This window comes from Paracoccus aminovorans (genome assembly GCF_900005615.1).
Classification (GTDB): Bacteria; Pseudomonadota; Alphaproteobacteria; order Rhodobacterales; family Rhodobacteraceae; genus Paracoccus; species Paracoccus aminovorans.
The window spans coordinates 385,495-411,511 of sequence record NZ_LN832559.1 but is presented as its reverse complement, the minus strand read 5'-3'; the positions used below and the strand labels follow the sequence as shown (position 1 = coordinate 411,511).

The following is a 26,017-nucleotide window of genomic DNA, read 5'->3' as shown; positions in this document are numbered from 1 at the left end:
CTTATTCTTTCACCTCGGCGATTTCCGGGGTCTGGGGATCTCGGGCAAGGCCCATGACGAACGGCTTGAATACGGCATGAAAGCGCAGGATCGTATCGACCAGCCATTTGTGCTGGCGAGGCCAGTCGGCCTCATCGGTCGGATCGGCCGGTTCCAGAGCAAGGGAAATCCGCGAATCCTTCTTGCCGAGAAGTTCCTGCCATAAAAGCGGCGCGCCGCCCAACCGTCGCTCGATCTCGTCCCGATGCGCATGAAGCTGGGCGTAATCGGATTTGGCATATCGACCTGTCAGGTAGATTTCGACACGCACCAGCTTGGCCCGGCTGGTCATGGCAAGATTCAGGTTCACCCCCGTCCGCCCGATCCCATGGGTAAGCCACGATCCCGCCGGCGGTTTCACCGCATTGAGAGGGCCGGGCTGCGCGCCGATCAGTTCTTCTACCGCAGTCCAATAGCGCAACTGCATGTCCCGGGTGCCGCTGAGGCCCCCCTCCTCGATCGTCTTCTTCGCCGAGGCGACCGACTTGCTCCAGTCGTTCGGCTTGCTGACGATGTTGAACTTGGGCGCCACCGGACTGGGCCCGATCCGCCACAATTCGACCTCCAGCCCGAAGATACGGATGTTTTCGGCCGTGACCTCGTTCAGCCAGTCGCAGGCGGCGCGGTGTTCCTCGGTAAAGCGGGCCGCGATCCAGACGATGGTCACCGCCTGAAGGCCGGCGGCATAGGTAATCAACTGGCCCAGATGCGCGTGATCGGTGCGCTCGAGCTGGTTCTCGATCAGCACCCAGCCGCCATCCGCCGTATCCTTGCACAGGATATCGGCGCGAAACGGCCCGACCGCGCGCTCCTGCGCCTCGAGTTCCAGCTCGATCGCCAAAGTCTCGCCCAGCAGGGCCAGATTGTCCTCGGACGCGAGCCAGGGCGTGAAATGCTGCGCCTCGCTGAGCCAGCCCGTGCGCAGATCGACACGCTCCAGGCGTCCGAAACCGCTCACGCCATCACCTCGGTCGCCGCCCTGCCGCGCTCGGCCCGCAAATTCCGCGCCAGCAGGTCCATCGCCGCCATGCGCACCGCGACGCCCATTTCCACCTGGTCCTGGATCACGGAACGGTTGATGTCGTCCGCGATGGTGCCGTCGATCTCGACCCCGCGGTTCATCGGGCCGGGATGCATGACGATGGCGTCGGGCGCGGCCAGCGCCAGCTTTTCCGCGTCCAGCCCCCAGCGGTGGTAATATTCCCGCTCGGACGGGATGAAGCCGCCGTCCATGCGTTCCTTCTGCAAGCGCAGCATCATCACCACGTCGGCGCCCTTCAGCCCCTCGCGCATGTCCTCATGGACCTCGCAGCCCCAGTCCGCCGCGCCCGCGGGCATCAGCGTCGCGGGGCCGACCAGGCGCAACCGATTCTCCATCTTGCCGAGCAGGAACAGGTTCGAGCGCGCGACGCGGCTATGCGCGATATCGCCGCAGATCGCCACGGTCAGCCGGTGCAGCCGGCCCTTGGCGCGGCGGATGGTCAGCCCGTCCAGCAGCGCCTGGGTCGGATGCTCGTGCCGCCCGTCGCCCGCATTCAGGACGGCGCAATTCACCTTCTGCGCCAGCAGGTCCACCGCCCCCGATTGCGGATGGCGCACCACCAGCAGGTCGGGATGCATGGCGTTCAGCGTCAGCGCGGTGTCGATCAGCGTCTCGCCCTTCTTCACGCTGGAGGACGCCACCGCCATGTTCATCACATCGGCGCCCAGCCGCTTGCCGGCCAGTTCGAAGCTGGACTGGGTGCGGGTCGAGTTCTCGAAGAACATGTTGATCTGGGTCATCCCCGCCAGCGCGTCGGAATGCTTGACCGTGCGACGGTTCAATTCGACGTAATTCTCGGCCAGGTCCAGAAGCGAGGTGATCTCGGCCGGGGCGAGAGGCTCGATCCCCAGAAGATGGCGGGCTCGGAACATAGGGGCTCTCCGGTTCGGTCGCGCCCTCTATGGCAAATGCCGCCCGACCCGGCAAGCAGCCCCTTGCCAATGCGCGAATTTTGCCGCATCGCAAGCCGCATGAAGAGCCAGGGCCACGTCAGCTTCGTATCCTCAGGACCGGGAGACCCCGAGCTTCTGACCCTGCGCGCGGTCAAGCGCCTGCAAGCCTGCGACGTGGTGCTCTACGACGATCTCGCCTCGGGGCCGGTGCTGGACCAGGCGGGGCCGCAGGCGGAACGCATCGCGGTCGGCAAGCGCGCCGGCCGGCCCTCGGCCAAGCAAGAGTCGGTGAACGCCCTGCTGGTCGAACACGCCCGCGCCGGAAAGCATGTGGTGCGGCTGAAATCCGGCGATTCCGGCATCTTCGGCCGGCTGGAAGAGGAACTGACCGCGCTTCACGCCGCCGCCATCCCCTATGAGATCGTGCCCGGCGTACCGTCGGCCATGGCGGCGGCGGCGGTGGCCGGCCTGCCGCTGACCCGGCGCAAGACCGCGCGGCGGCTGCAATTCGTCACCGGCGCCGACGTGACGGGCGGCCTGCCGCAGGACCAGAACTGGGCGGCGCTGGCCGATGACCGCGCCACCACCGTCGTGTTCATGGGCCAGCGCACCTTCCCGCAGATGGCCGCCGGCCTGATCGCGAACGGCCTGCCCGCCGACACCCCGGCGCTGCTGGCCGAGGCCGTGGGCCACCCGCACCAGCGCCTGCTGCGCACCACCGTCGCCGACCTCGCCGCCCTGCTCGCCGCCGAAGGTCCCAGCCCGTATCCGGCACTGATCCTCTACGGCCCGCTGGCCGAAAGCCCATAGCGCTTTTTTCCGTTTTCCAAATACCCATGTTGCGCCGGGCGCCGCCGGGACTATTCTGGCCGCCTGAACCGGGAAGGGACCAAGATGCTGGGCTACGTCACCCTCGAGGAAAGCGCAGGCGCCGCCGACCGGCTGCTCGCCGCCGCCGCCGCGACGCTGCAGGCCGAGGGGCTGCGCCTGGCCGGCGCGGTGCAGCACAACCTGGAACGCGGCGCGGGCCGCGAATGCGACATGCTGCTGCGCATCCTCGGCACCGATTCCGTCATCGGCATCACCCAGGACCTGGGCAGCTGCGCGCAGGGCTGCCGGCTGGACACCGGCGCGCTGGCGCAGGCGGTGGCACTGGCCGAAGGCGTGCTGGCCCAGGGTGCCGACCTGGTGATCGTCAACAAGTTCGGCAAGCAGGAATGTTTCGGCAACGGCTTCCGTGCCTTCATCGCCGAGGCGCTGGCCCGCGACATCCCGGTCCTGCTGTCGGTCGCCGAGGAACAGCTTGCCGGTTTTCGCGCCTTCGCCGGCGATCTCGCGCAGCCGGTCGCGGCCGAGGCGGCGCTGGACTGGTGCCGCAGCCACGTCCGGGCGGCGGCGTGAGCGACAGGATCGACGCGCGCGGCCTTCTGTGCCCGCTGCCGGTGCTGAAGCTGCGCAAGCGGCTGGCGGCGCTGGCGCCCGGCGCCCGGGTCACGCTGCTGGCGACCGACCGCGCGGCCATGGTCGATGTGCCGCATTTCTGCGCCGAGGCCGGGCATCTTCTGCTCGCCAGCCGCGAATCGGCCCCGGGCGAGACCGAATACACCGTCCAGCGCGGCCCCTCTGCGTCCGGGGCCGATGCTTGAGGTCTTTCTGCGCACCCTGCCCTTCTTCCTGCTGATCGGCACCGGCTGGGCCGCCGGGCGCACGAGCTTCTTCCCGCCCGAGGCCACCGCCTGGCTGACCAGGTTCGTATTCCACTTCGCGCTGTCGGCGATGCTGTTCCGCTTTGCGGCGACGCTGGACGTGGCCGGCCTGTTCGACCTCGCCTTCGTACTGGCCTATCTGACCGGCTCGTCCGCGGTCTGGATCCTCGCTTTCACGGTGGCGCGCCGGCGGCGCGAGCCCCCGGCCGCCGCGGCGATGCAGGCGCATACCGCCATGACCGGCAACACCGGCTTCCTGGGCGTGCCGATGCTGGTCGCGCTGCTGGGACCGCGCGCCGTCGGCCCGGTGCTGATGGTGCTGGCCATCGACATGCTGGTGTTTTCCAGCCTGATCACGCTGATCGTCACCGCCGCGCGGCAGGGACGCCTAGCCCCCGCCACGCTGCTGCCGCTGGCGCGCGGCATCGCCGGAAACCCGATGATCGTCTCGATGCTGGCGGGGGTGGCCTGGTCCGGGGCGCAGTTGCCGATGCCGGGCCCGCTGGACGCGTTCCTGGCGCTGCTCGGCGCCGCGGCCACGCCCGGCGCGCTTTTCGCCATCGGCGCCGGCCTTGCGGGACGCGGCGCCGAACGGCTTGGGCCGGCGGTCTGGCTCGGTTTCGCCAAGCTGGTGCTGCACCCGCTGGCGGTCGGGATCGCGGCGCTGTGGGTCTTCGATGTCGGGCGCGACGCGGCCGGGGTGATGATCGCCGCCGCCGCGCTGCCGGTCGCGGGCAACGTGTACATGCTGGCGCAATATTTCGGCGTGGCGGTGCAGCGGGTCTCGGCCGCGATCCTGGTCTCGACCGCGGCGGCGATCCTGACCTTGCCGGTGGTCATCGCGCTGGCCGGATACCCCTGACGGCCGATCCGGGACAGGCGCCGGACGCGCAGTCGAATTCAGAGCGAAAGATACCGGGCGGGCGGCACCAAAGGCGGCAAGGCTCACGCAATCGTGATAGCCGACGGGCCTGCGTTGCCCTCAGTCCACAGGACGGATCAGCTTCTTTTCCAGGACCCGCAGCACCACCGGCAACTCGTGGCCGCGCTTCAGGATGCGGCCGTCCATGCCGATCACCGCATATTGCCCCTGGGCACCGCGCAGCTTCGGGCGCTTCTCGATCCGATACAGCGGATGCTCGGCCGCGCGGCGAAACACCGAGAACACGGCCGCGTCGCGCAGGAAGGACATGGCATAGTCGCGCCATTCGCCCGCCGCCACCATGCGGCCATAGACCGAGAGGATCGCGCCAAGCTCGGCCCGGTCGAAGGCGATGCGATCATGGTCGGTGCCGAAGCCGAAGGGCATGTTCATGTCGGAATGGTGACACCGCCCCGGCATGCAATCAATGAAAAAGCACGCCGCCGCCCGGCGCGCGCGGCTTGTTGCGCGGCCTGAGGGGCTGCTGAAAACTCCCCGCGACGCGTCACACCGCATGGAAAACGGGAAATGCGCCTCGAACCGCCCGCAAATGGCCCGTTTTCCAGCCGATCCTGGTCGGACTCAGTCCCGGCGCCCGCTCGAAGCTCGTTTTCAGCGGCCTGCTAGAGGCCCGCCCTTCGCCGCCCGGCCATGCGCGACAGCGTGCCGTCGCGCCACATGCCCTCATGCACGCCGACCATCAGCACATGGCCCGCGATCAGCGCCAGCATCAGCCAGGCCATCTCGCCATGCAGCGACTCGCCCACGCGGACCATCCAGCCGATCTCGGGCACCTGGGCCGGGAAGATCTGGAAGCCGAAGGGGGCGAAGACGCGTTCCGACCCATAGGCCCGCAGCAGCGCCGCGACGGGCACGATCACCATCACCGCGTAAAGCAGCAGATGGCCGAAGCGCGCCGCCAGCGCCACCAGCCCGGGGCCGTGGTCCGGCCGGTTGCCGCGATTCGCCAGGGCCCAGAGCACCCGCAGCACGATCAGCACGAACAGCACCGTGCCCACCTTCTGATGCGCACCGACGAAAAAGCCGGCGACCGGGTGGCGGCCCAGGGCCAGCTTCAGCCCCATGCCGGTGAACTGCCACAGCATCAGCGCAGCGATGGTCCAGTGCAGAAACCGGGTGATCCTGCCATAGACATGGTCGGTGTCGCGGAGCGGCAGGGACGGGGGACTGGCGGTCATGGCTGGCTCCGGGGGAGGATTCGGGAAAAGTTGACTAATTTCCTGCGCGAGATTATGGCCATGGCCCCGAACGGGCAAGCCCGCGGGCCTGTCCGCGAGGTCACATGGCCGTCAGCATCAACGCCCATTGCGGTTTCCCACCCCGCCGCCAGGATAGGCCAACCATGAACGCAGCATCTCGCGACAATCCGGCCGATACGGGCAGCCCGCTGACCGAGCCGCAGGAAGGGCTGTGGTATGTCCAGGCGCTGGATCCGGCGAATCCGATCCTGAACACCGGCCAATATCTGGAACTGACCGGCCCGCTGGACCGCGACGCGCTGGCCCAGGCGGTATCGCGCACCATCGCCGAAGCGCCGGCGCTGTCGCTGCGCTTCCGCGACGGACCCGGGGGACCGCGCCAGTTGGCGGGGCTGCCGCCGATCCTGGGCTTCGCCGACCTGACCGCGCAGCCCGATGCCGAGGCCCAGGCCATGGCGCAGATGCAGGCCGACAGCCGCCGCGCCCTGGATCTTGCCGCCGAGCCGGCCGCGGCCTTCACCCTGATTGCCCTGGGACCCGAGCGGCATTTCCTCTACGAGCGCATCCACCACCTGGCCATCGACGGCTATGGCATGGTGCTGGTCACCAACCGCATCGCCGCGCATTACGCCGCCCTGCTGGGCACGGCACCGCCGCCCGAGCCCTTCGGCCCGCTGGCGCTGGCGCTGGAGGAGGACGCGGCCTGGCGCGCCTCGCCCCGGCGCGCGGCGGACCGCGACTGGTGGCACGCGCAGCTGGCCGGCCTGCCCGAGGTCGCCGGCCCCGCCCCCGGCCGCGCCGTCAGCACCCATGATTTCCTGCGCGATTCCCGCCGCTTGCCGCCGGCGCTGCTGCAAACGCTGGCGGATTACGCCGCCCGGCACCGGCTGGGCTGGCCCGATGTGCTGAACGCGCTCTGCGGCGCCTATCTGGCGCGCTGGACCGGCGGCGAGGCGGTGATCGGCCTGCCCTTCATGGCGCGCATGGGCCGCAAGATCGCCGAGGTTCCCTGCATGGCGATGAACGTGCTGCCGTACAGGCTGCGCCTGGACGAGGATATGCCGCTGCCCGAATGGCTGGCCGCGCAGTCCAAGGCCATGGCGCAGGGCCGCCGCCGCGGCCTCTACCGCAGCGAATTGCTGCGCCGCGAACTGGGGCTCGTGGGCGGGACGCGCCGGCTCTACGGCCCCATCGTCAACGTGCAGCCCTTCGACCGGGCGCCGCGGTTTCCCGGGCTCGATTGCCGGCTGCACATCCTCGGTGCCGGGGCGGTGGACGACCTGACGCTGACCTTCCGCGGCGATCCCGCCACCGGCATGATCTTCGAGGTGGACGCCAACCCCGCGCTCTATGCCCCGGACGAGGTGCGCGGTCACGGCGACAGCCTGCTGGCCTTCCTGACCGCCGCGCTGGCGGCCGCGACGCTGGCCGAGGTCCCGACCGCCAGCCCGGCCGAGATCGCCGCCCGCGCCGAACAGGCCGCCGCCACCCGTCACCCGGTTCCGGACACCACCCTGACCGCGCTGATCGAGGCGCGGCTGGCCGCCGCCCCCGGGGCCCCGGCGCTGCGCTTCGGCGACCAGGTGCTAAGCTGCGCCGATGTGGACCGCCGCAGCGCCGCGCTGGCCGCGGCGCTGGCGGCACGGGGCACGGGGCGCGACCGCATCGTCGCCGTGGCGCTGGAACGCTCGCTGGAACTGCCGCTGGCGCTGCTCGCCACCCTGCGCGCCGGCGCCGCCTATCTGCCGCTCGACCCCGAGCATCCGCCCGAGCGGATCGCCCGCATCCTGTCGCTGGCGCAGCCGATTACCGTGCTGACCACGCCCGACCTCGCGCATCTTTTCCCGCCCGGAACGGAACTGCTCTTCCCCGAGGACTGGCCCGCCGAGGACCGTGCTACCGCCGACCCGCAGCCGGACGACCTAGCCTATGTGATCTTCACCTCGGGCTCGACCGGCGAACCCAAGGGCGTCGCCGTCGAGCATCGCGCGATCGTCAACCGCCTGCTGTGGATGCAGGCGCATTACGGCGTCGGGGCCGACGACCGCATCCTGCAAAAGACACCGGCCACCTTCGACGTCTCGGTCTGGGAGTTCTTCCTGCCGATGATCGCCGGGGCCGAACTGGTCATGGCCCCGCCCGGCGCCCATCGCGACCCCGCCGCCATCGCCCGGCTGATCCGCGAGCGCGCCGTCACCACCTGCCATTTCGTGCCCTCGATGCTGTCGGCCTTCCTGGCCGCGCCGGCCTCCGAAGGGCTGGCGATGCGCCGCGTCTTCTGCTCGGGCGAGGAACTGACCGCGGACCAGCGCGACCGCTTCCACGCCCGGATAACGGCCGAGCTGCACAACCTCTACGGCCCGACCGAGGCGGCGGTGGACGTCAGCTACTGGCCCGCCGCGCCCGAGGACCGCTCGAACCCGATCCCCATCGGCTTTCCGGTCTGGAACACCGCGCTGGAGGTGCTGGACGACCGGATGCGCCCAGTGCCGCCGGGGCTGGCCGGCAACCTGTATCTGGGCGGGGTGCAGCTGGCACGCGGCTATCTGGGCCGCCCGGACCTGACGGCGGAACGCTTCGTCCAGGCGCCGCAGGGGCGGCTTTACGCCACCGGCGACCTGGCCCGGCTGCGGCCGGACGGGGCGGTGACCTATCTCGGCCGCTCGGACCATCAGGTCAAGATCCGCGGCCTGCGCATCGAACTGGGCGAGATAGAGGCCGCGATCATGGCCTCCGGCCTCGCCCGCCAAGCGGTGGTGGTCGCGCGCGAGGATCACGCCGGCGAAAAGCGCCTCGTCGCCTATCTGGTGCCCGGCGAGGATTATCGCCCCGGCCTGCTGGCGGAACGGCTGGSGGCCGCTTTGCCCGCCTATATGGTGCCCGCGGCCGAGGTGGCGCTGGACGCCCTGCCCGTCACCTCGAACGGCAAGCTGGACCGCAAGGCGCTGCCGGCGCCGGAATTCGCCGCCGCGGGCCGGGCGGCGCAGACCCCGGCCGAGCAGCTGCTGGCCCGGCTCTTTGCAGAGATCCTGCACTTGGACGCGCCCGCCCCGGCCGAGGCGGATTTCTTTGCCCTCGGCGGCGATTCGCTGTCCGCCGTGCGGCTGGCCCAGGCGCTGGAGGCCGAGACCGGCCGCGACCCCGGCCTGGGCACCATCTTCGAGAACCCGATCCTCGCCACGCTGGCCGCCGCGCTGGAGGCGCAGGCGCCGCATGACGACGGGCTGGGCCCGGTGATCCTGCTGGCCGAGGGCGACCCCGATGCCCCGCCGCTGTTCCTGATCCACCCGGCCGGCGGCCTGGCCTGGGGCTATCGCGGCCTCGCCCGCCGCATCGCCCCCGCCCGCCGGGTCTATGGCCTGCAGCACCCGGGGCTGGATCCGGCGACGCCGATGCCCGGCAGCCTGTCCGCGCTGGCCCGGGACTATGCCCGCCGCGTGGCCGAGCTGGCACCGCAGGGGCCGGCGCATCTGGCCGGCTGGTCGGTCGGCGGCATCCTGGCGCAGGAAATCGCCGTGATCCTGGCCGGGATGGGCCGCGCGCCGGGCGTGGTCGCCATGCTGGACAGCTATCCCGCCGACGCCTGGCGCAACGAGCCCGAGCCCGACCCCATCGCGGCGCTGCGCGCGCTGCTGGCCATCGCCGGCTACGACCCAGAGGGTCACCCCGAACTCGATACCCGCGACAAGGTCGTGGCCTTTTTGCGCCAGGGCGACAGCGCGCTGGGGGCGCTGCCGCAGCAGGTGCTGGACGGGGTAGTGCGCACCGTCACCGCCACCAACCGGCTGATCCGCAGCCATCATCACCGCCGCCATGCCGGCACGGTCACGCATTTTCGCGCCGCGCTGGATCACCAGGAGCGCGACCTGCGCCCCGAGATGTGGGCAGCCCATGCCGAGACGGTCGAGGTGATCGACGTGCCCTTCCTGCATGCCGGGATGACCTCGGCCGAGGCTTCGGCCCTGATCGCGCCGGAACTCTCGCACCGGATGGCCGAGACCTGATCAGAACGGCGGGCCGGTCGCAGTCGGCAACGGCGCAGCGGGCGGCGGCTGCACCGCGCCGGCGTGAGGAACGGCAAGCGCAAAGGCGCCACCGATCAGCCCGGCAATTCCGGGCAGGATGTCACCGGCGTCCCACTCGACCCCGGCCAGCGTGCCGCAGGCCATTCGGCATTCGGCCTGCATCCGTGTCGCGCCGATCACGCAAAGCGCGATCCCCAGCATGCCCAGCGCATATCTGACAAGAAACATGGCGATCCTCTCCCTTCCCGGACAGGAAAGCAGCGAATCGCCAAGATCCGGTTAATCGGCGGCGGCAAAGGGCAGGACCAGCGGAAACGACCCGGCCAGCGTCTGGATATGGACATGACCGGGCAGCACATGCAGCTGCGCCCGGTGGCCGGGATGGGCGCGCAGGTCCTCGACGAAAGCCATGGTCGCGGGCGCGGGACCATCAGGCGGCGGTCCATCGGTGCCCGAGCGCTTCTCGCGGTCGCCCAGCGCCACCAGCAGCGGCAGCGAGGCCGGCGCGGCCGCCCGCGCCACCCGGCGGATCAGCGCCTCGTCCCACCAGATCGAGGGGCTGATCGCGGCATAGCGCGCGAACCCCCCCGGCCGCGCCAGCAGCGCGTAGAGCGTGAAGAGCCCGCCGAAGCTGTGCCCCCACAGGGTGCGGCGCGCGGGATCGACGGGCAGCCCGGCCTCGGCCGCCGCCCGCAGCGCGCCGGTCAGCCGGTCGTGGAAGATGGCGGCGCCGCCGGCCGTCCGTCCCTCATGGACGTGGTCGGGACGCAGCCCGTCGCCCGGGCCGTCCGGCGCGGTGAAATCCAGCGTCCGCCGCTCGCGCGCGAATTGCCGCTCGGTGTCGTAGCCGACGCCGACCACCACCAGCCCGGGCGCCAGCGCCAAGTCCTCGGCAGTCAGGAAGTCGAAGGCGGCATTGCCGTCCAGCATGTAGAGCACCGGCCAGCCGCCGGGCGGCGGCGGCGCCTTGGGCACGGCCAGGAACAGCCGGTGTCCCGGGCCCTCGGCCACCACCTTCTGCGACAGCTCATGCGTGGGCGCGCCCGTCTGGAACAGCCGCATCTGCGCCTGTCCGCGCGCGTGATCCGGTCCCACCCGGCCGAATTGCGACATTTCGCGACAATCCTTTCGTTCAGAAAAACAGCCGTGCTGCCCCGCCTTAGTTGACAAGCACGGTCAGGAATATAGTTTGCCGCCGAACTGAAGCCAGCCCAAGCGGTCAGCGATCATCCCGTCCTTCTTGCAGGAGTTCCCCATGACCATTCAATCCCGCCATTCCCTTCGCGCGCTTCTGGGCGCCTCGGCCCTGACGCTGGCCACGCTGGCCGGTCCGGCGCTGGCCGACACCCTGTTCACCAAGCCGCTGGTCGAATTCGCCGGCGACGTCAGCGCCGGCGGCGTCGACCGCGCCCCGGTCGTCAAGGGCGGCAAGGCCGTGATCGAGGGCGAGGAGCTGCTGCCCGGCCAGACCGTCACCCTGCTGCGCGGCAACCAGGCCCTGAACGCCGAGCCGATCACCATCGGCGAGGACGGCAAGTTCAGCTTCCCGCTGGACATCGACGCCGAGGCCGAAACCGGGCTGCAGCCCATCGTCGTCGTCACCGAGAATCCCGCCTCGGCCCAGGTGGTCGAACTGAAGATCTCGCCCGAGGTGCCCGTCGCCGGGGCCGAGAAATACACCATCGCCAGCGAGCCGGTGGTGCGCGGCCTTTATCAGGTGCGGCTGAACGCGGCCGGAGACGCGCTGTTCGTGACCAGCGCCGTCGGCCGCCCGCCGGTCAAGGAATCGAAGCTGGTCAAGATCGACCCGCAGACGCTGAAGATCGTCGCCGAGGCCACGCCGGGCGCCGCGCCCGCCCGCCCGGACGGCAGCGACGGCGGGCTGTTCGCCGTCTATGGCGTCGACGTGGACGATGCGAACGGCAATGTCTGGGTGACCAATACCCGCCAGGACACCGCCGCCGTCTACAAGCAATCCGACCTGTCGCTGGTCAAGCAGTTCGAGCCGGGCGCGGTGCCCCACGCCCGCGACGTGGTGGTGGACGAGGCCAACGGCCGCGCCTATGTCGCCGCCACCGGCGCGCCTGAAATCAAGGTCTTCGACAGCAAGACGCTGGAGCCGCTGGACCCGATCGTGATCAAGAGCGGCATCCGGGGCGAGGAATTCTCGACCATGGCGCTGGATATCGACGAGGCCGGCGGCAAGCTGGTCACCGTCAGCATCGCCACGCCCGAGGCGGCGCTGGTCGATCTGAAGTCGGGCGAGGTCAAGGTGATTCCGCTGCCGGGCGTCAAGGCCGCCTCGGGCGTGGCCTACGACCCGCAGGACGGGTTGATCTTCGTCGCCTCGCAGGCGACCGACAACCTGCTGATCGTCAAGGCGGAAACCGGCGAGGTGCTGCACGACGTCCCGGTCGGCGCCGGGCCGCTGAACGTCGCCTTCGAGCCCAAGGGCCGGCTGGCCTATGTCGCCAACCGCGGCGCCGGCACCATCACCGTGGTCAACCCCCAGGGCGAGATCGTGGCCAATCTCGACGCCGGCAGCCTGCCGAACCAGCTGCGCGCCGACCAGAACGGCAATGTCTGGGCGGTGAACAAGTCCAAGGGCGAGAACGACGAGGCCGGCGACCGCATCTGGCGCATCACGCCGGTTGCAGAGTAAGGAAGGGGCCGAACGGCGGGGCGCCGCAAGCGCCCTGCCCCCTTTGCAGACGGACCCGCCATGACCCTGACCCGCGCCCTGCTGGCCGCCCTTGCCCTGATCGCCTCGCTTGCCTCGGCCCGCGCGGATGTGACGGCGACCGACATCCTGGGGCGCGAGGTCACCCTGCCGAAACCGGCCGAGCATGTCGTCCTGGCCGAGGCGCGGCATCTGGCCGTTCTGGGGCTGATCCACGACGATCCGGTGGCGCTGGTTTCCGGCTGGCGGCTGGCGCGCGCGCTGGACGAGCCGACGCTGGCGGCCTATCGCGCGAAATTCCCGAACCTCGACCAGATCAAGCCGGTCGGCGCCGGGGCGCGCGGCCTGTCGGCCGAGGCGATCATCGCGCTGCATCCCGACCTGGTGGTGCTGACGCTGGTCGACCAGAACGACCCGGCGACAGAGCTGGCCCGCCAGCAGATCGAGGCGGCGGGCATCCCGGTCGCCTATGTCGATTTCTTCTCGCATCCGCAGGAAAACTCGATGCCCAGCCTGCGCATCCTGGGCAAGCTGACCGGCGCCGAGGACCGCGCCGAGGAATTCGCCGAATTCTACGAAACCCGTCTGGACCGCGTCCGCGACCGGCTGACCCCCGCGGTGCCGCGCCCGCGCGTGTTCTTCCACGTCCATGCCGCGCCGACCGGCTGCTGCGCGACCGTGGGCACCGGGGTGTTCCACGACTTCATCACCACGGCGGGCGGGGTGAACATCGGCAACGAGACCGTCAAGACCGTGCAGGGCAATGTCAGCCTCGAGGCGCTGATCGCCGCCGACCCGGACGTCTATGTCGCCACCGGCGGCACGCATATGGCCTCGCGCGGGGGGCTGGTGCTGGGCTCGGGCGTGGATGCGGACACGGCGCAGGCCAGTTTCGACGCGCTGATCTCGGCGCCCGGCTTCTCGGCGCTGCGGGCGGTGCAGGACGGCCGCGCGGCCGGCGTCTGGCACATGTTCAACGATTCGCCGGTGCATATCGCACTGATCGAATACCTGGCAAAGACCTTTCACCCCGACCTGTTCCAGGACGTGGACCCCGCCGCCACCCTGGCCGAGATCAACGCCCGCTTCTCGCCCGTCACCGTGCCGGGCACCTGGTGGGTGACCGAGCGGAAATGACCCAGGCGACGCTCGACCGCTATCATCGCCAAGGCCGACGCCATGTGGTGCTGGTCGGCGTGCTGGCCGTCGCGGCGTTGGCCGCGTTGCTCTTGGACCTGGTGACCGGCCCGGCCGGCCTGCCGCTGTCCGAGACGCTGCGGGCCCTGGCCGGCGGCGAGGTCGCGCGCGGCACCGAGGTCATCGTCTGGGCCGTGCGCCTGCCCGTGGCCTGCATGGCGCTGCTGGTCGGCGCGGCGCTGGCGCTGGCCGGGGCCGAGATGCAGACCGTGCTGGAAAACCCGCTGGCCGAGCCCTTTACCCTGGGCGTTTCCGCCTCGGCCGCGCTGGGGGCGGCGGTCGCCATCGTCCTGGGTCTGACCATTCCGGGCCTGCCGGCGGTCTGGAGCGTCTCGGGCAATGCCTTCCTGTTCGCGCTCGGCGCCTTGGCGCTGCTGCAACTCTTGGGCCGCATCCGGGGCGGCGGTCCCGAGGTGCTGATCCTCTTCGGCGTGGCGCTGAACTTCACCGCCGCCGCGCTGCTGTCGCTGGTGCAGTTCATGGCCTCGGCCGATGCGCTGCAACAGCTGGTGTTCTGGACCATGGGCAGCCTCGCCTCGGCGCAATGGCCGGGTGTGCTGATGCTGGTCGTGGTGCTGGTCGCGGCGGTGCCGTTCTCCTTCCGCGCCGCCTGGCGGCTGACCGCGCTGCGGCTGGGCGAGGATCAGGCCCGCAGCTTCGGCGTCGACGTGACCGGGCTGCGGCGCTGGACGCTGTTCCGGGTCAGCCTGCTCTCGGCCGCCGCGGTGTCCATGGTCGGCGTGATCGGCTTCGTCGGCCTGGCCGGGCCGCATATCGCGCGGATGCTGGTCGGTGAAAATCACCGCGTCTTCCTGCCCGCCAGCCTGCTGACCGGGGCGCTGGTCATGTCGCTGGCCTCGACGCTATCGAAGACGCTGGTGCCCGGGGTGCTGCTGCCGGTGGGCCTGGTCACCTCGCTGATCGGCCTGCCGATCTTCTTCGCGCTGATCCTGCGCGGAAGAAGGCGCTGATGCAGGGGTTGCTGGCGCAGGGCATTTCGGTCCGCTTCGGCGCGCGTCCCGTGCTTCAGGGGCTGGACCTGCCGCTGCTGCGCCCGGGCGAGGTCACGGTGCTGGCCGGCCCCAATGCCGCCGGCAAGTCGACCCTGCTGCGCGCCATCGCGCAACTGCAGCCGCATGGCGGCCGGGTGACGCTGGACGGGCAGGACCTGGCGCATATGCCGGCCCGGGACCGCTCGCGGCTGGTCGGCTTCATGCCGCAGACGCTGCCCGGCGCCTCGTCGCTGGTGGCGCTGGAAAGCGTGATCGCGGCGCTGCGGGCCGGGGCGACGATCGGGGCCCGCCAGGCCGACCACGCCGCCTTGGCGGTAATGGAAAAGCTGGGCATCGCCGCCCTGGCGCTGGAGCCGCTGTCGGCGCTGTCGGGCGGGCAGCGCCAGATGGTCAGCCTGGCCCAGGCCATCGTCCGCGACCCGCGCCTGCTGCTGCTGGACGAGCCTACCTCGGCGCTGGACCTGGCGCGTCAGGTGCGGCTTCTGTCGGAACTGCGCCGGCTGGCGGGCGAAGGGCGGATCGTCGTCGCGGTGCTGCACGACTTGGCGCTGGCGGCGCAATGGGCCGACCGCATCGTGCTTTTGCACGACGGCCGCACCCATGCCGAGGGGCGCCCGGAAGAGGTGCTGACCCCGGCCCTGCTCGCGCAGGTCTATGGCGTCGAGGCCCGGGTCGAGCGTTGTTCCCGCGGCCGCATCATGGTGCTGATCGACGGCGAACACGCCCCCGGCTGACGCCCCCCGCCCGCAGGATGCGCTTCAGCACCCCGGAAGCGCCCTCAGTTCACCCGCTGCCGCGCCCGGAACGGCAAGGGCGCCACCGGAATCCCGTCCTCGAGCAGCTTCTTGGCATCCTCGAGCTTCGCCTCGCCGTGGATCGCCCGGGCGGGCGCCTCGCCCTCGTGCATGGCGCGGGCCTCGGCGGCGAAGGACATGCCGACGTAATCGGAATTGGCCTCGACATGCCGACGCAGCGCCTCCAGCGCCGCCTCGCGCGGATCGCGAGGCGCGGTCAGGGCCTCCTCGTCGCGGGCCTGGGCGACCTTCGGCGCCATCAGCGCCTTCGCCACCTTGACCGAGCCGCAATGCGTGCAAGAGACCTGCCCGGCGTCCAGCAGGCTGTCGAAACCTTCGGAATTGCGAAACCAGCCGTCGAAATCATGGCCTTGGTCGCAGCGCAGGGCATAGCGGATCATCTCGGCTCCTTTCCCTGCATAATATCAGGTTGCGCGCGGGCCGTTGCAAGGCGCCGGATGCGCGCCAGCAGCGGCGCCGGATCGCCCGCCCGCGCCAGCAGCAGCGCCCGCGCCGCCGCACCCATGCGCCGCTGGCGGGTGCCGTCCCGCGCCAGATCCGCCAGCGCGGCGGGCAGCCCGCCCGCGCCGACCGCCTCGCCCCCCCCCGCGGCTGCCAGCGCCGCATAGGCATCGGCCTGGTTGGCGACATGCGGCCCATGCAGGATCGCGCAACGCCAGGCCGCCGGCTCCCAAGGCGTATGCCCGCCATGGTCGGCGAAAGAGCCGCAGGTGACGCAGATCCCCGCCGCGCGATACCACAGCGCCATCTCGCCCAGCGTATCGGCCAGCAGCAGCGGCGCGTCGGGACCGCCGCCGCGGCTGCGCCGGGCGTATTCCAGCCCCCGCGCGGCGATCAGCGCCGCCACGCCGTCGCCGCGCTCGGGGTGGCGCGGCGCCAGGATCAGCCGCAGCCCCGGCACCGCCGCGCGCGCGGCGGCAAAGGCGTCCAGCACCAGCGCCTCCTCGCCCTCATGGGTCGAGGCTGCCAGGACCACGCGGTCCCGCCCCGGAGCGTCCTCTCCGGGTCCGACCTGCGCCGGCCCCAGCAGCTTCAGGTTCAGCCGCCCGGCCAGCGCCTCGGGCCGCAGCCCCAGCGCCAGCAGCCGCGCCTCACTGGCCTCGTCCTGCGCGGACAGCGCGTCGATGCGCCCCAGCATCGGCCCGATCAGTCGCGGCAGCCGCGCCCAGCGCCTGGCCGAACGCGCCGACATCCGCGCCCCCACCACCACCTGCGCCACCCCCCGCGCCGTAGCCAGCGCAGAGCGGTTCGGCCACAGCTCGTTCTCGACCGTCACCATGACGCGGGGCCGCACCCGGTCCAGGAAGCGCGCCACCGCCTGCGGCACGTCCAGCGGCGCCAACGCGCAAGCATAGCCCAGCCGCCGCGCCAGATCGCGCCCGGTCAGGCTGTTCGTGGTCACCACCAGCGGGAATTCCTGCGCCAGTGCGCGCGCCAGCACCGCGACCGAGGTCAGTTCGCCGACGCTCGCCGCATGCAGCCAGATCCCGCCCGGCGCCACCGCGGGGCCGGACAGCCCAAGACGCTCGCGCCAATCGCCTCCGGCCAGCGGCGCGGCCAGTCCCAGCGCCGCGCCGGCCAGCGCCGAGGCGCCGCGCCAGATCAACGACGGGCGGCCTCGGCGGCCTCGCGGATCGCGCGCATGTTGGCGCCATAGGGCGCGGGATCCGCGACCGAGCCGCCCTTGAACACGGCCGAGCCCGCGACCAGCACATCCGCCCCCGCCGCCGCGACCAGGGGCGCGGTGACCGGATCGACGCCGCCGTCGACCTGGATATGGATCGGCCGGTCGCCGATCATGGCCCGCAGCCGCTCGATCTTGCCGATCTGCGAGTGGATGAACTTCTGCCCGCCGAAGCCGGGGTTCACCGTCATCACCAACACCATGTCGCAAAGATCCAGCAGATACGCGACCGCCTCGGCCGGCGTGCCCGGATTCAGCGAAATCCCCGCCTTCTTGCCGGTGGCGCGGATCGCCTGCAGGGTGCGATGCGGATGCGGCCCGGCCTCGACATGGGCGGTGATCATGTCGGCGCCGGCCTCGGCATAGGCCTCGATATAGGGGTCCACCGGCGCGATCATCAGGTGCACGTCCATGAAGGTCGTGACATGCGGCCGGAACGCCTTCACCGCCGGCGGGCCGAATGTCAGGTTCGGCACGAAATGCCCGTCCATCACGTCGACATGGACCCAGTCGGCGCCCTCGGCCTCGATGGCGCCGATCTCGCGGCCGAAATCGGCGAAATCCGCCGACAGGATGGAGGGCGCGATCTTGATGCGGCGGTCGAACGTCATGGCGGGCTCCTGCAGATTGCCCGCACCGGTTACCGCCATGGCCCGCCACCCGTCAACATGGACGCCCCGGCTTTTTCCGTTTTCCAAATACCCCAGGGGGTCCGGGGGCAGGCGGCCCCCGGCCCGGCCGCGCCCGCAGGCGCCCCCTTGGGCTTTCCCGCGCAAGGCCTATATTGGAACCCAAAGCGCGCCGCCAAGGGCCCCGCGCATCCACATTCCGAAGGACATAGGATGACCGACACGAAGGACATTTCCTGGGACGACAGCGTGCTGCCCTTCCAGCTCGATCGTTCCGGGCTGCGCGGCCGCGCCGCCCGGCTGGGCCCGATGCTGGAACATATCCTGTCGCGCCACGACTATCCGGTCGCGGTCGGCGCCATGGTGGCCGAACTCACCGCCCTGACCGCGCTGATCGGCCAGACCATCAAGCTGCGCTGGAAACTGTCGCTGCAGGTGCGCGGCAACGGCGCCATCCGCACCATCGCGACCGACTATTACGCCCCCGAAACCGAAGGCGCCCCGGCCCGCATGCGCGCCTGGGCCAGTTTCGACGCCGACCGCCTGCAAGAGGGCACCCCCGGTTTCGACCAGCTGGGCCAGGGCTATTTCGCCGTGCTGATCGACCAGGGCGAGGGCACCACCCCCTATCAGGGCCTGACGCCCTTGGCGGGCGGCTCGCTCGCCGCCTGCGCCCAGGCCTATTTTGAACAGTCCGAGCAGCTGCCGACCCGCTTCGCGCTGACCGTCGGCCGCTCGCGCATGGCCGGCACCGCGGGCGAACATTGGCGGGCCGGCGGCATCATGCTGCAGACCCTGCCCGCGGCCAGCCACGCCGCGCCGCAGGGCGAGGCTCTGGATTCCGCCGACATCCTGCAAGGCGCGCAGTCCGAGGACTGGAACCGCGGCACCATGCTGATGTCCACGGTCGAGGACATGGAGCTGGTCGATCCCGCCCTGCCGCTGCCCAACCTGGTGTTCCGGCTGTTCCACGAAGAGGAACCGACCGCCTTCGCGCCGCAGCCGCTGGTCTTCGGCTGCTCCTGCACCGCAGACCGGGTGCGCGGCACGCTGTCGATCTATTCGCAGAAGGACATCGGCCACATGACCAACGAGGACGGCATCGTCACCGCCGATTGCCAGTTCTGCGGCGCGCATTACGAGTTCGACCCCAAAAGCCTGGGCTTCGAGGCGACGGTGGACGAGGCCGGCAACCCTCTGCCGCCGGTCCCCTCGCGCGAAAGCCGGGCCGCGCTTTGAGCGCCATCCGCAACCGCCTGCTGGGGGCCCTGTCGGGAACGGCGGGGCCTTCCTCGGACTACGACTTCGGCAGCCCGCCGCCGGGCGACGTGCTGCTGCGCCCCGCCGGCGTGCTGGCTGCCTTCGACGCCGGCACCGGCCGGCTGATCCTGACCAAGCGCGCCTCCAGCTTGCGCCATCACCCGGGTCAGATCGCGCTGCCGGGCGGCAAGGTCGATCCCGGCGACGCCGACGAAACCGCCGCCGCCCTGCGCGAGGCGCATGAGGAAGTCGGCCTGGACCCCGCCCAAGTCGAGGTGCTGGGCACCATGCCGCCGCATCGCACCGTCACCGGCTTCGCCATGACCCCGGTGCTGGCGCTGATCCACGGCCCCTTCACCCCCATCCCCGAGGCGGGCGAGGTGGAAGAGGTCTTCGCCGTCCCCTTCGCCCATGTCGCCGACCCCGCGAACTATCACGTCGAGGGCCGGATCTGGCGCGGGGCACGGCGCGACTATTACGTCGCGCCCTGGGGGCCCTATTATATCTGGGGCGCCACCGCCCGCGTCCTGCATTCCCTGGCGACAAGGCTTACCGCATGACCCGCATCACCGCGCCCTTCCTCGACGATCCCGCGCTGAAGCGCGTCCTCGCCGCGCTCTCGGCCGAGGGGGCGCAGGCGCTGGTCGTCGGCGGCGCGGTCAGGAACGCGCTGCTGGGCGAGCCGGTCGCCGATGTCGACATCGCGACCTCGGCCCCGCCCGAGGACAGCATCCGTCTGGCCGAGGCCTCCGGGCTGCGCGCCGTCCCGACCGGCATCGAGCACGGCACCGTCACCATCGTCGCCGAGGGCCGCGGCTTCGAGGCCACCACCTTCCGCCGCGACGTGGAAACCTTCGGCCGCCGCGCCGTGGTCGCCTATTCCGACCGGATCGAGGAAGACGCGCAGCGCCGCGACTTCACCATGAACGCGCTTTACGCCGACGCCGCGGGCCAGGTGCTGGACCCGGTCGGCGGCCTGCCCGACCTGGCCCGGCGCCGGCTGCGCTTCGTCGGCGACGCCGAGACCCGCATCCGCGAGGATTACCTGCGCATCCTGCGCTTCTATCGCTTCCTCGCCCGCTATGGCCGCGAGGCCGAGCTGCAGGCGCTTTCGGCCTGCGCCGCGCTGCGCGAGGGCTTGCGCGACATTTCCCGCGAACGCATCGGGCACGAGATGCGCAAACTTCTGGACGCACCCGACCCGTCGCGAGCGCTGGCGCTGATGGCAGAGGCGGGCGTGCTGCCGCTGGTCCTGCCCGGCGCCGATGCCGGCGACATGGCCGAACTGGTCGCGGCCGAGCATGACTTCGGCACCGGCGCCCTGCCCTGCTGGCCGCGCCGGCTGGCGCTGCTGGGCGCCCACGACCCCGCCGGCGCCCTGCGCCTGTCACGCGACGAGGCGCGCGAACAGGATCGCATCGCCCAGGCGCTGGCGCTGCCTGCCCCCGAGGCCGCCTATCGCCTTGGCCGCCGCGCCGCCGCGCAATCGGTGCTGATCCGCGCCGCCCGCGGCGAGCCGCCGCCCTTCGGCTGGTGCCACGCCGTCGCCAAGGGCGACCAGGCGCAATTCCCGCTGGCCGCCCGCGACCTGATGCCCGACCTGTCGGGCCCGGCGCTGGGTGCCGCCCTGAAACGGGCCGAGACGGCCTGGATCGACCACGACTTCGCCCTGGGCCGCGACCAGCTGCGCCGCATCGCCCTGGAACAGGACAGCTGATGCACAATCTCTTCGCCCGCCTGATCGACGCCTTCCGCCCGGCCGAGGGGCCGCCGCCGCGCACGCTGCTGGCCTTCTTTCGCTGGTGCCTGTCGGGGGCATGGCCGGGGCTGGTGATCGCCGCCGTCGCCTCGGCGCTCAGCGGCATCGCCGACATCGTCTCGGCGGTGATGCTGGGCTGGGTGATCGACGCGGTGACCACGACCACGCCCGACAGCCTGCTGGCCGACAAGGGCGCGCTGATCGCGGGCTTCGTGATCTTCTTCCTGGTGGTGCGGCCGGCGATCTTCGGGCTCTCGACGGCCAGTTCGTCGGTCATCATCGGCCCGAACCTGTTCCCGCTGGTGCTGTCGCGGCTGCACCGCTGGACCATGGGCCATTCGGTGACCTTCTTCGACAACGACTTCGCCGGCCGCATCGCGCAGAAGCAGACCCAGACCGCGCGGGCCGTGACCGATGTCGCGTCCGAGTTCGTCAACGTGGTGGCCTTTGCTCTGGCCTCGATCCTGGGCTCGGCGGCCTTCCTGGTCTCGGTGGATGGCTGGGGCGCGCTGGCGATGCTGGTCTGGCTCGCGAGCTACGTCGCGCTGATCCGCTTCTTCCTGCCGCGCATTCGCACCCGCTCGGCCAGCCGCGCCTCGGCACGGGCGCTGGTCACGGGGCAGGTCGTCGACACCATCACCAACATCAAGACGGTGAAGCTCTTCGCCCATGCCGAGCACGAGGAAAACGTCGCCCTTGGCGCCATGGCCGGCTTTCGCGAGCGCGCGCTGGACTTCGGCCGGGTCTCGACCTGGTTCCGCTTCTCGCTGATGTTCGTCGCCGGCGCCCTGCCGGTGGTGCTGATCGGCGGCACGCTGCTTCTGTGGCGCGACGGGCTGGCGACGGCCGGCGACATCGCCGCCGCCGGCGCCATCTCGATGCGGCTGGCGCAGATGACCGGCTGGGTCAGCATGGCGCTGATGGGCGTCTGGGGTTCCATCGGCGAGGTCGAGGACGGCATGAAGACCCTGTCACCGCCCCATGCCCTGACCGACAAGCCCGGCGCCGTGGCGCTTGGTCGGGTGACGGGCCGCATCGACTACGACCACGTCGATTTCGCCTATGGCCGCGACACGGGCAGCGGCGGCATCCGCGACCTCGACCTGCACATCGCCCCGGGCGAAAAGCTGGGCGTGGTCGGCGCCTCGGGCGCGGGCAAGTCCACCATGGTCTCGCTGCTCTTGCGGCTCTACGACGTCGAACAGGGCGCCGTGCGCGTCGACGGCCACGACCTGCGCGACGTGACCCAGGAAAGCCTGCGCCGTAACATCGCCATGGTCACGCAGGAAACCGCGATGTTCAACCGCTCGGCCCGCGACAATATCCTCTACGGCCGCCCCGACGCCACCGAGGACGAAATCATCGCCGCCGCCCGCGCCGCCGAGGCGCACGATTTCATCCTGTCCTTGCAGGACCACATGGGCCGCAAGGGCTATGAGGCGCATCTGGGCGAACGCGGGGTGAAACTCTCGGGCGGCCAGCGCCAGCGCATCGCGCTGGCCCGCGCGCTCTTGAAGAACGCCCCGATCCTGGTGCTGGACGAGGCGACCAGCGCACTCGACAGCGAGGTCGAGGCCCAGGTGCAAGAGGCGCTCTCGCGCGCCATGCAGGGCAAGACCGTGCTCGCCATCGCCCACCGCCTCTCGACCATCGCCGAGCTCGACCGCATCGTGGTGCTGGAGGCCGGGCGCATCGTCGAACAGGGCAGCCATGCCGAACTGCTGGCCCGCGGCGGCACCTATGCCCGCTACTGGAACCGCCAGTCCGGCGGCTTCCTCGGCACCGACGACGATCCGGCGGAGGCCGCCGAGTGATCTGGGACGTCGCGCGGCTGGGCCGCAAGGGCGATGGCGTCGCCATCTCGGGCGAGGCCCGGGCGCTGGCCTTCCTGACCCTGCCCGGCGAAACCGTCGAGGGCGAGGCCCAGGACGGCCGCATCGCCGCCCCGCGCATCCTGACCCCCTCGCCCGACCGGGTGCGACCGCCCTGCCCGCATTACCGCGCCTGCGGCGGCTGCGCGCTGATGCACGGCTCGGACGGTTTCGTGAAGGCCTGGAAGGTCGGCGTGGTGACCGAGGCCCTGCGCGCCCAAGGGCTGACCGCGCCCATCGCCGGCGTGCATGTCTCGCCGCCGCGCTCGCGCCGCCGCGCCGTGCTCTCGGGCCGGCGCACGAAAAAGGGCGCGCTGGCCGGCTTCCACGCCCGCGCCTCGGACGTGATCGTCGACCTGGCCGATTGCCACGTCCTGCGCCCGGCGCTCCTTTCGGCCCTGCCGCTCTTGCGCGAACTGACCGTGACCGGCGCCTCGCGGGCGGGCGAGCTGTCGCTGACCGTGACCGAGACGCCCGCCGGCCTCGACATCGCCGTCGCCGGCGGCAAGCCGATGGAACCGGCGCTGTTCTCGGCCCTGGCGGCACTGGCCGAGCGCGGCGACCTGGCGCGGCTGACCTGGGCGGGGCCGAATCAGCAGGGGCAGCCGATCACCCGCCGCCCGCCGGCCCTGCCCATGGGCCGCGCCCAGGTGGTCCCGCCGCCCGGCGGCTTTCTGCAGGCCACGGCCGAGGGCGAGGCCGCGCTGCTGTCGGCCGTGCGCGACATCACACGCGGCGCCGGCCGCCTGCTCGACCTCTTCGCCGGCTGCGGCACCTTTTCCCTGCCGCTGGCCGAGACCGCCGAGGTCCATGCCGTCGAAGGCCTCGCCGCGCCGCTCGCCGCGCTGCAGGACGCCGCCCGCCGCGCCCCCGGCCTGCGTCGAATCACGACCGAGACCCGCGACCTGTCCCGCCGCCCGCTGCTGCCCGACGAGCTGGCCTATGACGCAATCGTGATCGACCCGCCGCGCGCAGGCGCCGAGGCGCAAGCCCGTGAAATCGCCAAGATCGGCGCGGCAAAACTGGCCTGGGTCAGCTGCGATCCGGTGACTTTCGCAAGGGATGCGCGGATTCTCGCCCAGGGCGGCTGGACGATCTCCCGGCTTTTCGTCATCGACCAGTTCCGCTGGTCGCCGCATGTCGAGACCGTGGCGGAATTTCGCCGAAGCTAGCGAAGTTTTAACCTCTGTGGTATTTCATAGCAAAACGAGGCGCATAACGCGCGCAGAGGGCAGTGATGATTCAGGCAATTCGCGCTTTGGTCGCGGTGGTTTCCATCGCGCTTCTGGCAAGCTGCGGCGGCGGCGACAGCAGCCAGCCCGCGCCCAGCAAGTTCAAGACCTATTCCGGGCCGCCGGTGACCCAGGTCGTGGTCAAGAAGGGCGAGCGCAAGATGTATCTGGTCTCGGGCAAGCAGGTGCTGAAAAGCTACGATGTCGGCCTGGGCTCGCAGCCCTTGGGCACCAAAGTGTTCGAGGGCGACGGCCGCACGCCCGAGGGCATGTATTTCATCGACCGCAAGAACCCGGCCAGCCGCTATCACCTGTCGCTGGGAATTTCCTATCCCTCGACCCAGGACGTGGCGCGCGCGGCGATGATGGGCTTGCGCCCCGGCGGCGACATCATGATCCATGGCCTGGGACCCGAGGGCCGGGCGCTGGTGAAGCAGCGCCGCGACTGGACCGCCGGCTGCATCGCCGTCACCGACGAGGAAATCGAGGAAATCTTCGCCATGCTGCAGCCGGGCGTGCCGATCTTCGTCTATCCCTGACGCCGATCTCATCGCGCATGGCCCCGTCCGGCGGGGCCTTTTCCTTGCCGGACCGTTTCCGGGCTAACCTTCGGTCCGGCCGCCGCCTTCGCGGTTGCGCGGATAATGCCTTTGCAGCGGAAAAGCGGGAAGCCAATGCTTCCCGGCGGATCGTCCACAATTCATAGGTCGGGACGAAGCGGTCCGGCCCATCCAGAGCACCCAGGTTCACCTCGATCTCATCGCCGCTGCGCGAGAATACCGAAGAGCCGCAGCGCGGGCAGAAAAACCGCCCCGCATGGCCGCGCGCTTCGCCCTCGATCGTGACCGCCTCTTGCGGAAAGACCGCCGAGGCGTGGAACAGCGCGCCATGATGCTTGCGGCAGTCCAGGCAATGGCAGATGCCGACCCGCCACGGTTGCCCTCTCGCCACGATGCGCAATCCGCCGCACAGACAGCCGCCTTCGATCCGCTCCATGTCGCCCCTTTTGCCAGAACCGGGTGGAACGATGCTATGTCCGCCGGCCATCCTCGGCAACCGCCCTGCCGGCGTTACACATACGGCGGACGCGCTGCACAGGCAGGGCACAAGCCTTTCCCCTGCGGCATCGACAAGATGCCGGCGGGGTCATGCACAGCCCGCACGACGCTGTGCACCATGAAAAAGGGTGCGGCCGGTCCCCCGGCCGCACCCGAATCCGCCCCATGGCCGATCTCAGAGCCCGCTGACTCCGACCGGCGCGACGCCATAACCGCCCGCCAGCGCCATGCCCGGCACCCCGGCCGCGCCGCCGGTGATCAGCACCCACCAGATCTTGCCCGAGGGCTCCTGATACCAGCCGATGCCGAACTCGCTGGCCTTGGGATCCATGACCACGTCGCGGGTGTCGCGATTCTGCATCCAGGCGTTCAGCGTGGTGATCTCGTTCTCATAGGTCTCGGAGATGTTCTCGCCGACCAGGTGGCCCGAATAGCCCTGCCGCCGCACCCGATCCAGCGGCGACGACCCGTCCGAGCCGAAATGCCAGGCCCGGTTCTGCGCCGCCATGTCGCGGGCATGCACTTTGGCGGCCGCGTCCAGCATCGGGTTCTGCACCAGCCCGCCCGCGCCGCTGTTGGCGCGCAGCGCGTTCATCTGGCCCACCAGCCGGGCGGGAATCTGCGCCTCTTCGCGCGGGGTGATCTTGTAGGCCACGGGCAACGGCTGGCCGTCGGGGCCAAGCTGCTGCTGCGGCGCGCGCTGGCAGGCCGTCAGCGCCAGCACCGAAACAAGCGCCAATGTCGAAAATTTCAGCATGATTTCCTGTCCCAGGGAATGTTTTGCGTCAGCCATACAAAAGCGCGGCCCCCGCTTCAAACCCAAGATTGCGTGAGCGCCACAGTCTGCGGCCCTGTTGCGACAATGACGCTTGTTTGAATTGCAAGACGCAATCACCGGGCGTAAATCCGCGAAAACGACCACCTCTTCGCAAAATCTCGGGCAGAGAAGGCCGCGCCAAGCGGTCCGTCACA

Annotated in this window: 25 protein-coding genes and 1 pseudogene; 15 read left to right on the top strand and 11 right to left on the bottom strand. The window is 70.7% G+C overall.

Going from position 1 to position 26,017, the window contains the following annotated elements:
• Position 1: 1 nt before the first annotated feature.
• Positions 2–997, bottom strand: coding sequence for a DUF4268 domain-containing protein (locus JCM7685_RS02095; protein ID WP_074967352.1), 996 nt, complete (start codon positions 995–997; stop codon positions 2–4).
• Positions 994–1,953 (bottom strand): aspartate carbamoyltransferase catalytic subunit, encoded by a 960-nt coding sequence (locus JCM7685_RS02090; RefSeq protein WP_074967353.1) that lies wholly within the window; start codon positions 1,951–1,953, stop codon positions 994–996. Before JCM7685_RS02090 ends, JCM7685_RS02095 begins: the two co-directional genes overlap by 4 nt.
• A gap of 99 nt (positions 1,954–2,052) precedes the next feature.
• Between JCM7685_RS02090 and cobA the strand changes: the two genes are divergently transcribed.
• The 4 genes from cobA (at position 2,053) to JCM7685_RS02070 (ending at position 4,542) form a co-directional block, all read left to right on the top strand.
• Positions 2,053–2,784, top strand: coding sequence for a uroporphyrinogen-III C-methyltransferase (cobA, locus tag JCM7685_RS02085; protein ID WP_074967410.1), 732 nt, complete (start codon positions 2,053–2,055; stop codon positions 2,782–2,784).
• An 84-nt stretch (positions 2,785–2,868) separates the two neighbouring features.
• The gene (locus tag JCM7685_RS02080) at positions 2,869–3,375 is read left to right on the top strand and encodes a DUF2478 domain-containing protein (protein ID WP_074967355.1); all 507 of its coding nucleotides are present in this window, start codon (positions 2,869–2,871) and stop codon (positions 3,373–3,375) included.
• Entirely contained in the window at positions 3,372–3,620 is a 249-nt protein-coding gene (locus JCM7685_RS02075) for a sulfurtransferase TusA family protein (protein WP_074967357.1), read from the top strand. The genes JCM7685_RS02080 and JCM7685_RS02075 overlap by 4 nt, the downstream gene beginning before the upstream one ends.
• Entirely contained in the window at positions 3,613–4,542 is a 930-nt protein-coding gene (locus JCM7685_RS02070; protein ID WP_074967359.1) for an AEC family transporter, read from the top strand. Before JCM7685_RS02075 ends, JCM7685_RS02070 begins: the two co-directional genes overlap by 8 nt.
• Before the next feature lie 120 nt (positions 4,543–4,662).
• Here the strand turns inward: JCM7685_RS02070 and JCM7685_RS02065 are convergent, their stop codons facing one another.
• Both JCM7685_RS02065 and JCM7685_RS02060 read right to left on the bottom strand, forming a co-directional pair.
• Positions 4,663–4,995 (bottom strand): DUF2794 domain-containing protein, encoded by a 333-nt coding sequence (locus tag JCM7685_RS02065; protein ID WP_074967361.1) that lies wholly within the window; start codon positions 4,993–4,995, stop codon positions 4,663–4,665.
• 230 nt (positions 4,996–5,225) lie between these two features.
• Complete coding sequence (locus tag JCM7685_RS02060; protein WP_074967363.1) at positions 5,226–5,801, bottom strand: cytochrome b; 576 nt, start codon at positions 5,799–5,801, stop codon at positions 5,226–5,228.
• A 164-nt stretch (positions 5,802–5,965) separates the two neighbouring features.
• Between JCM7685_RS02060 and JCM7685_RS02055 the strand changes: the two genes are divergently transcribed.
• Positions 5,966–9,826 carry a non-ribosomal peptide synthetase gene (locus JCM7685_RS02055; RefSeq protein ID WP_100526016.1) on the top strand — a complete coding sequence of 1,287 codons (3,861 nt, stop codon included), beginning with the start codon at positions 5,966–5,968 and terminating at the stop codon, positions 9,824–9,826.
• Here the strand turns inward: JCM7685_RS02055 and JCM7685_RS02050 are convergent, their stop codons facing one another.
• Both JCM7685_RS02050 and JCM7685_RS02045 read right to left on the bottom strand, forming a co-directional pair.
• The gene (locus tag JCM7685_RS02050; RefSeq protein WP_074967367.1) at positions 9,827–10,075 is read right to left on the bottom strand and encodes a hypothetical protein; all 249 of its coding nucleotides are present in this window, start codon (positions 10,073–10,075) and stop codon (positions 9,827–9,829) included.
• Positions 10,076–10,126: 51 nt separating this feature from the next.
• Positions 10,127–10,960, bottom strand: a complete 834-nt coding sequence (locus JCM7685_RS02045; protein WP_074967369.1) for an alpha/beta hydrolase — start codon at positions 10,958–10,960, stop codon at positions 10,127–10,129.
• Positions 10,961–11,102: 142 nt separating this feature from the next.
• Between JCM7685_RS02045 and JCM7685_RS02040 the strand changes: the two genes are divergently transcribed.
• The 4 genes from JCM7685_RS02040 to JCM7685_RS02025 are packed head-to-tail and all read left to right on the top strand — an operon-like array spanning position 11,103 to position 15,471.
• Positions 11,103–12,509 carry a Vgb family protein gene (locus JCM7685_RS02040; protein WP_074967371.1) on the top strand — a complete coding sequence of 469 codons (1,407 nt, stop codon included), beginning with the start codon at positions 11,103–11,105 and terminating at the stop codon, positions 12,507–12,509.
• A 60-nt stretch (positions 12,510–12,569) separates the two neighbouring features.
• On the top strand, positions 12,570–13,664 hold the full coding sequence (locus JCM7685_RS02035) for an ABC transporter substrate-binding protein (protein WP_074967373.1): 1,095 nt from the start codon (positions 12,570–12,572) through the stop codon (positions 13,662–13,664).
• Entirely contained in the window at positions 13,661–14,695 is a 1,035-nt protein-coding gene (locus JCM7685_RS02030; protein ID WP_074967375.1) for a FecCD family ABC transporter permease, read from the top strand. The genes JCM7685_RS02035 and JCM7685_RS02030 overlap by 4 nt, the downstream gene beginning before the upstream one ends.
• Positions 14,695–15,471 carry an ABC transporter ATP-binding protein gene (locus JCM7685_RS02025; protein WP_074967377.1) on the top strand — a complete coding sequence of 259 codons (777 nt, stop codon included), beginning with the start codon at positions 14,695–14,697 and terminating at the stop codon, positions 15,469–15,471. Before JCM7685_RS02030 ends, JCM7685_RS02025 begins: the two co-directional genes overlap by 1 nt.
• Positions 15,472–15,515: 44 nt before the next feature.
• On the opposite strand, the gene JCM7685_RS02020 is transcribed toward JCM7685_RS02025, so the two are convergent.
• From JCM7685_RS02020 to rpe, 3 genes are read right to left on the bottom strand one after another with little or no spacing between them, the layout of a single operon-like run.
• On the bottom strand, positions 15,516–15,932 hold the full coding sequence (locus JCM7685_RS02020; RefSeq protein WP_074967379.1) for a DUF1178 family protein: 417 nt from the start codon (positions 15,930–15,932) through the stop codon (positions 15,516–15,518).
• On the bottom strand, positions 15,929–17,158 hold the full coding sequence (locus tag JCM7685_RS02015; protein WP_074967381.1) for a 3-deoxy-D-manno-octulosonic acid transferase: 1,230 nt from the start codon (positions 17,156–17,158) through the stop codon (positions 15,929–15,931). Before JCM7685_RS02015 ends, JCM7685_RS02020 begins: the two co-directional genes overlap by 4 nt.
• Positions 17,155–17,847, bottom strand: coding sequence for a ribulose-phosphate 3-epimerase (gene rpe, locus JCM7685_RS02010; RefSeq protein WP_074967412.1), 693 nt, complete (start codon positions 17,845–17,847; stop codon positions 17,155–17,157). The genes JCM7685_RS02015 and rpe overlap by 4 nt, the downstream gene beginning before the upstream one ends.
• A 231-nt stretch (positions 17,848–18,078) precedes the next feature.
• Between rpe and hslO the strand changes: the two genes are divergently transcribed.
• From hslO to JCM7685_RS01980, 6 genes are all read left to right on the top strand, one after another.
• The gene (gene hslO, locus JCM7685_RS02005) at positions 18,079–19,104 is read left to right on the top strand and encodes an Hsp33 family molecular chaperone HslO (RefSeq protein WP_074967383.1); all 1,026 of its coding nucleotides are present in this window, start codon (positions 18,079–18,081) and stop codon (positions 19,102–19,104) included.
• On the top strand, positions 19,101–19,685 hold the full coding sequence (locus JCM7685_RS02000; RefSeq protein WP_074967385.1) for an NUDIX hydrolase: 585 nt from the start codon (positions 19,101–19,103) through the stop codon (positions 19,683–19,685). Before hslO ends, JCM7685_RS02000 begins: the two co-directional genes overlap by 4 nt.
• Positions 19,682–20,842 carry a CCA tRNA nucleotidyltransferase gene (locus tag JCM7685_RS01995; RefSeq protein WP_074967388.1) on the top strand — a complete coding sequence of 387 codons (1,161 nt, stop codon included), beginning with the start codon at positions 19,682–19,684 and terminating at the stop codon, positions 20,840–20,842. Before JCM7685_RS02000 ends, JCM7685_RS01995 begins: the two co-directional genes overlap by 4 nt.
• Positions 20,842–22,698: an ABC transporter ATP-binding protein gene (locus JCM7685_RS01990; RefSeq protein ID WP_074967390.1), complete on the top strand. Its 1,857-nt coding sequence runs from the start codon at positions 20,842–20,844 to the stop codon at positions 22,696–22,698. Before JCM7685_RS01995 ends, JCM7685_RS01990 begins: the two co-directional genes overlap by 1 nt.
• Positions 22,695–23,927: a class I SAM-dependent RNA methyltransferase gene (locus JCM7685_RS01985; protein ID WP_074967392.1), complete on the top strand. Its 1,233-nt coding sequence runs from the start codon at positions 22,695–22,697 to the stop codon at positions 23,925–23,927. Before JCM7685_RS01990 ends, JCM7685_RS01985 begins: the two co-directional genes overlap by 4 nt.
• Positions 23,928–23,992: 65 nt before the next feature.
• Complete coding sequence (locus JCM7685_RS01980; protein WP_083412681.1) at positions 23,993–24,526, top strand: L,D-transpeptidase family protein; 534 nt, start codon at positions 23,993–23,995, stop codon at positions 24,524–24,526.
• A 63-nt stretch (positions 24,527–24,589) separates the two neighbouring features.
• On the opposite strand, the pseudogene JCM7685_RS01975 reads toward JCM7685_RS01980, so the two are convergent.
• Together JCM7685_RS01975 and dalA are read right to left on the bottom strand one after the other, a co-directional pair.
• A pseudogene (locus tag JCM7685_RS01975) lies at positions 24,590–24,983 on the bottom strand (GFA family protein).
• A gap of 237 nt (positions 24,984–25,220) precedes the next feature.
• Positions 25,221–25,802, bottom strand: coding sequence for a divisome-associated lipoprotein DalA (gene dalA, locus JCM7685_RS01970; protein ID WP_074967396.1), 582 nt, complete (start codon positions 25,800–25,802; stop codon positions 25,221–25,223).
• Between the last annotated feature and the right edge of the window lie 215 nt (positions 25,803–26,017).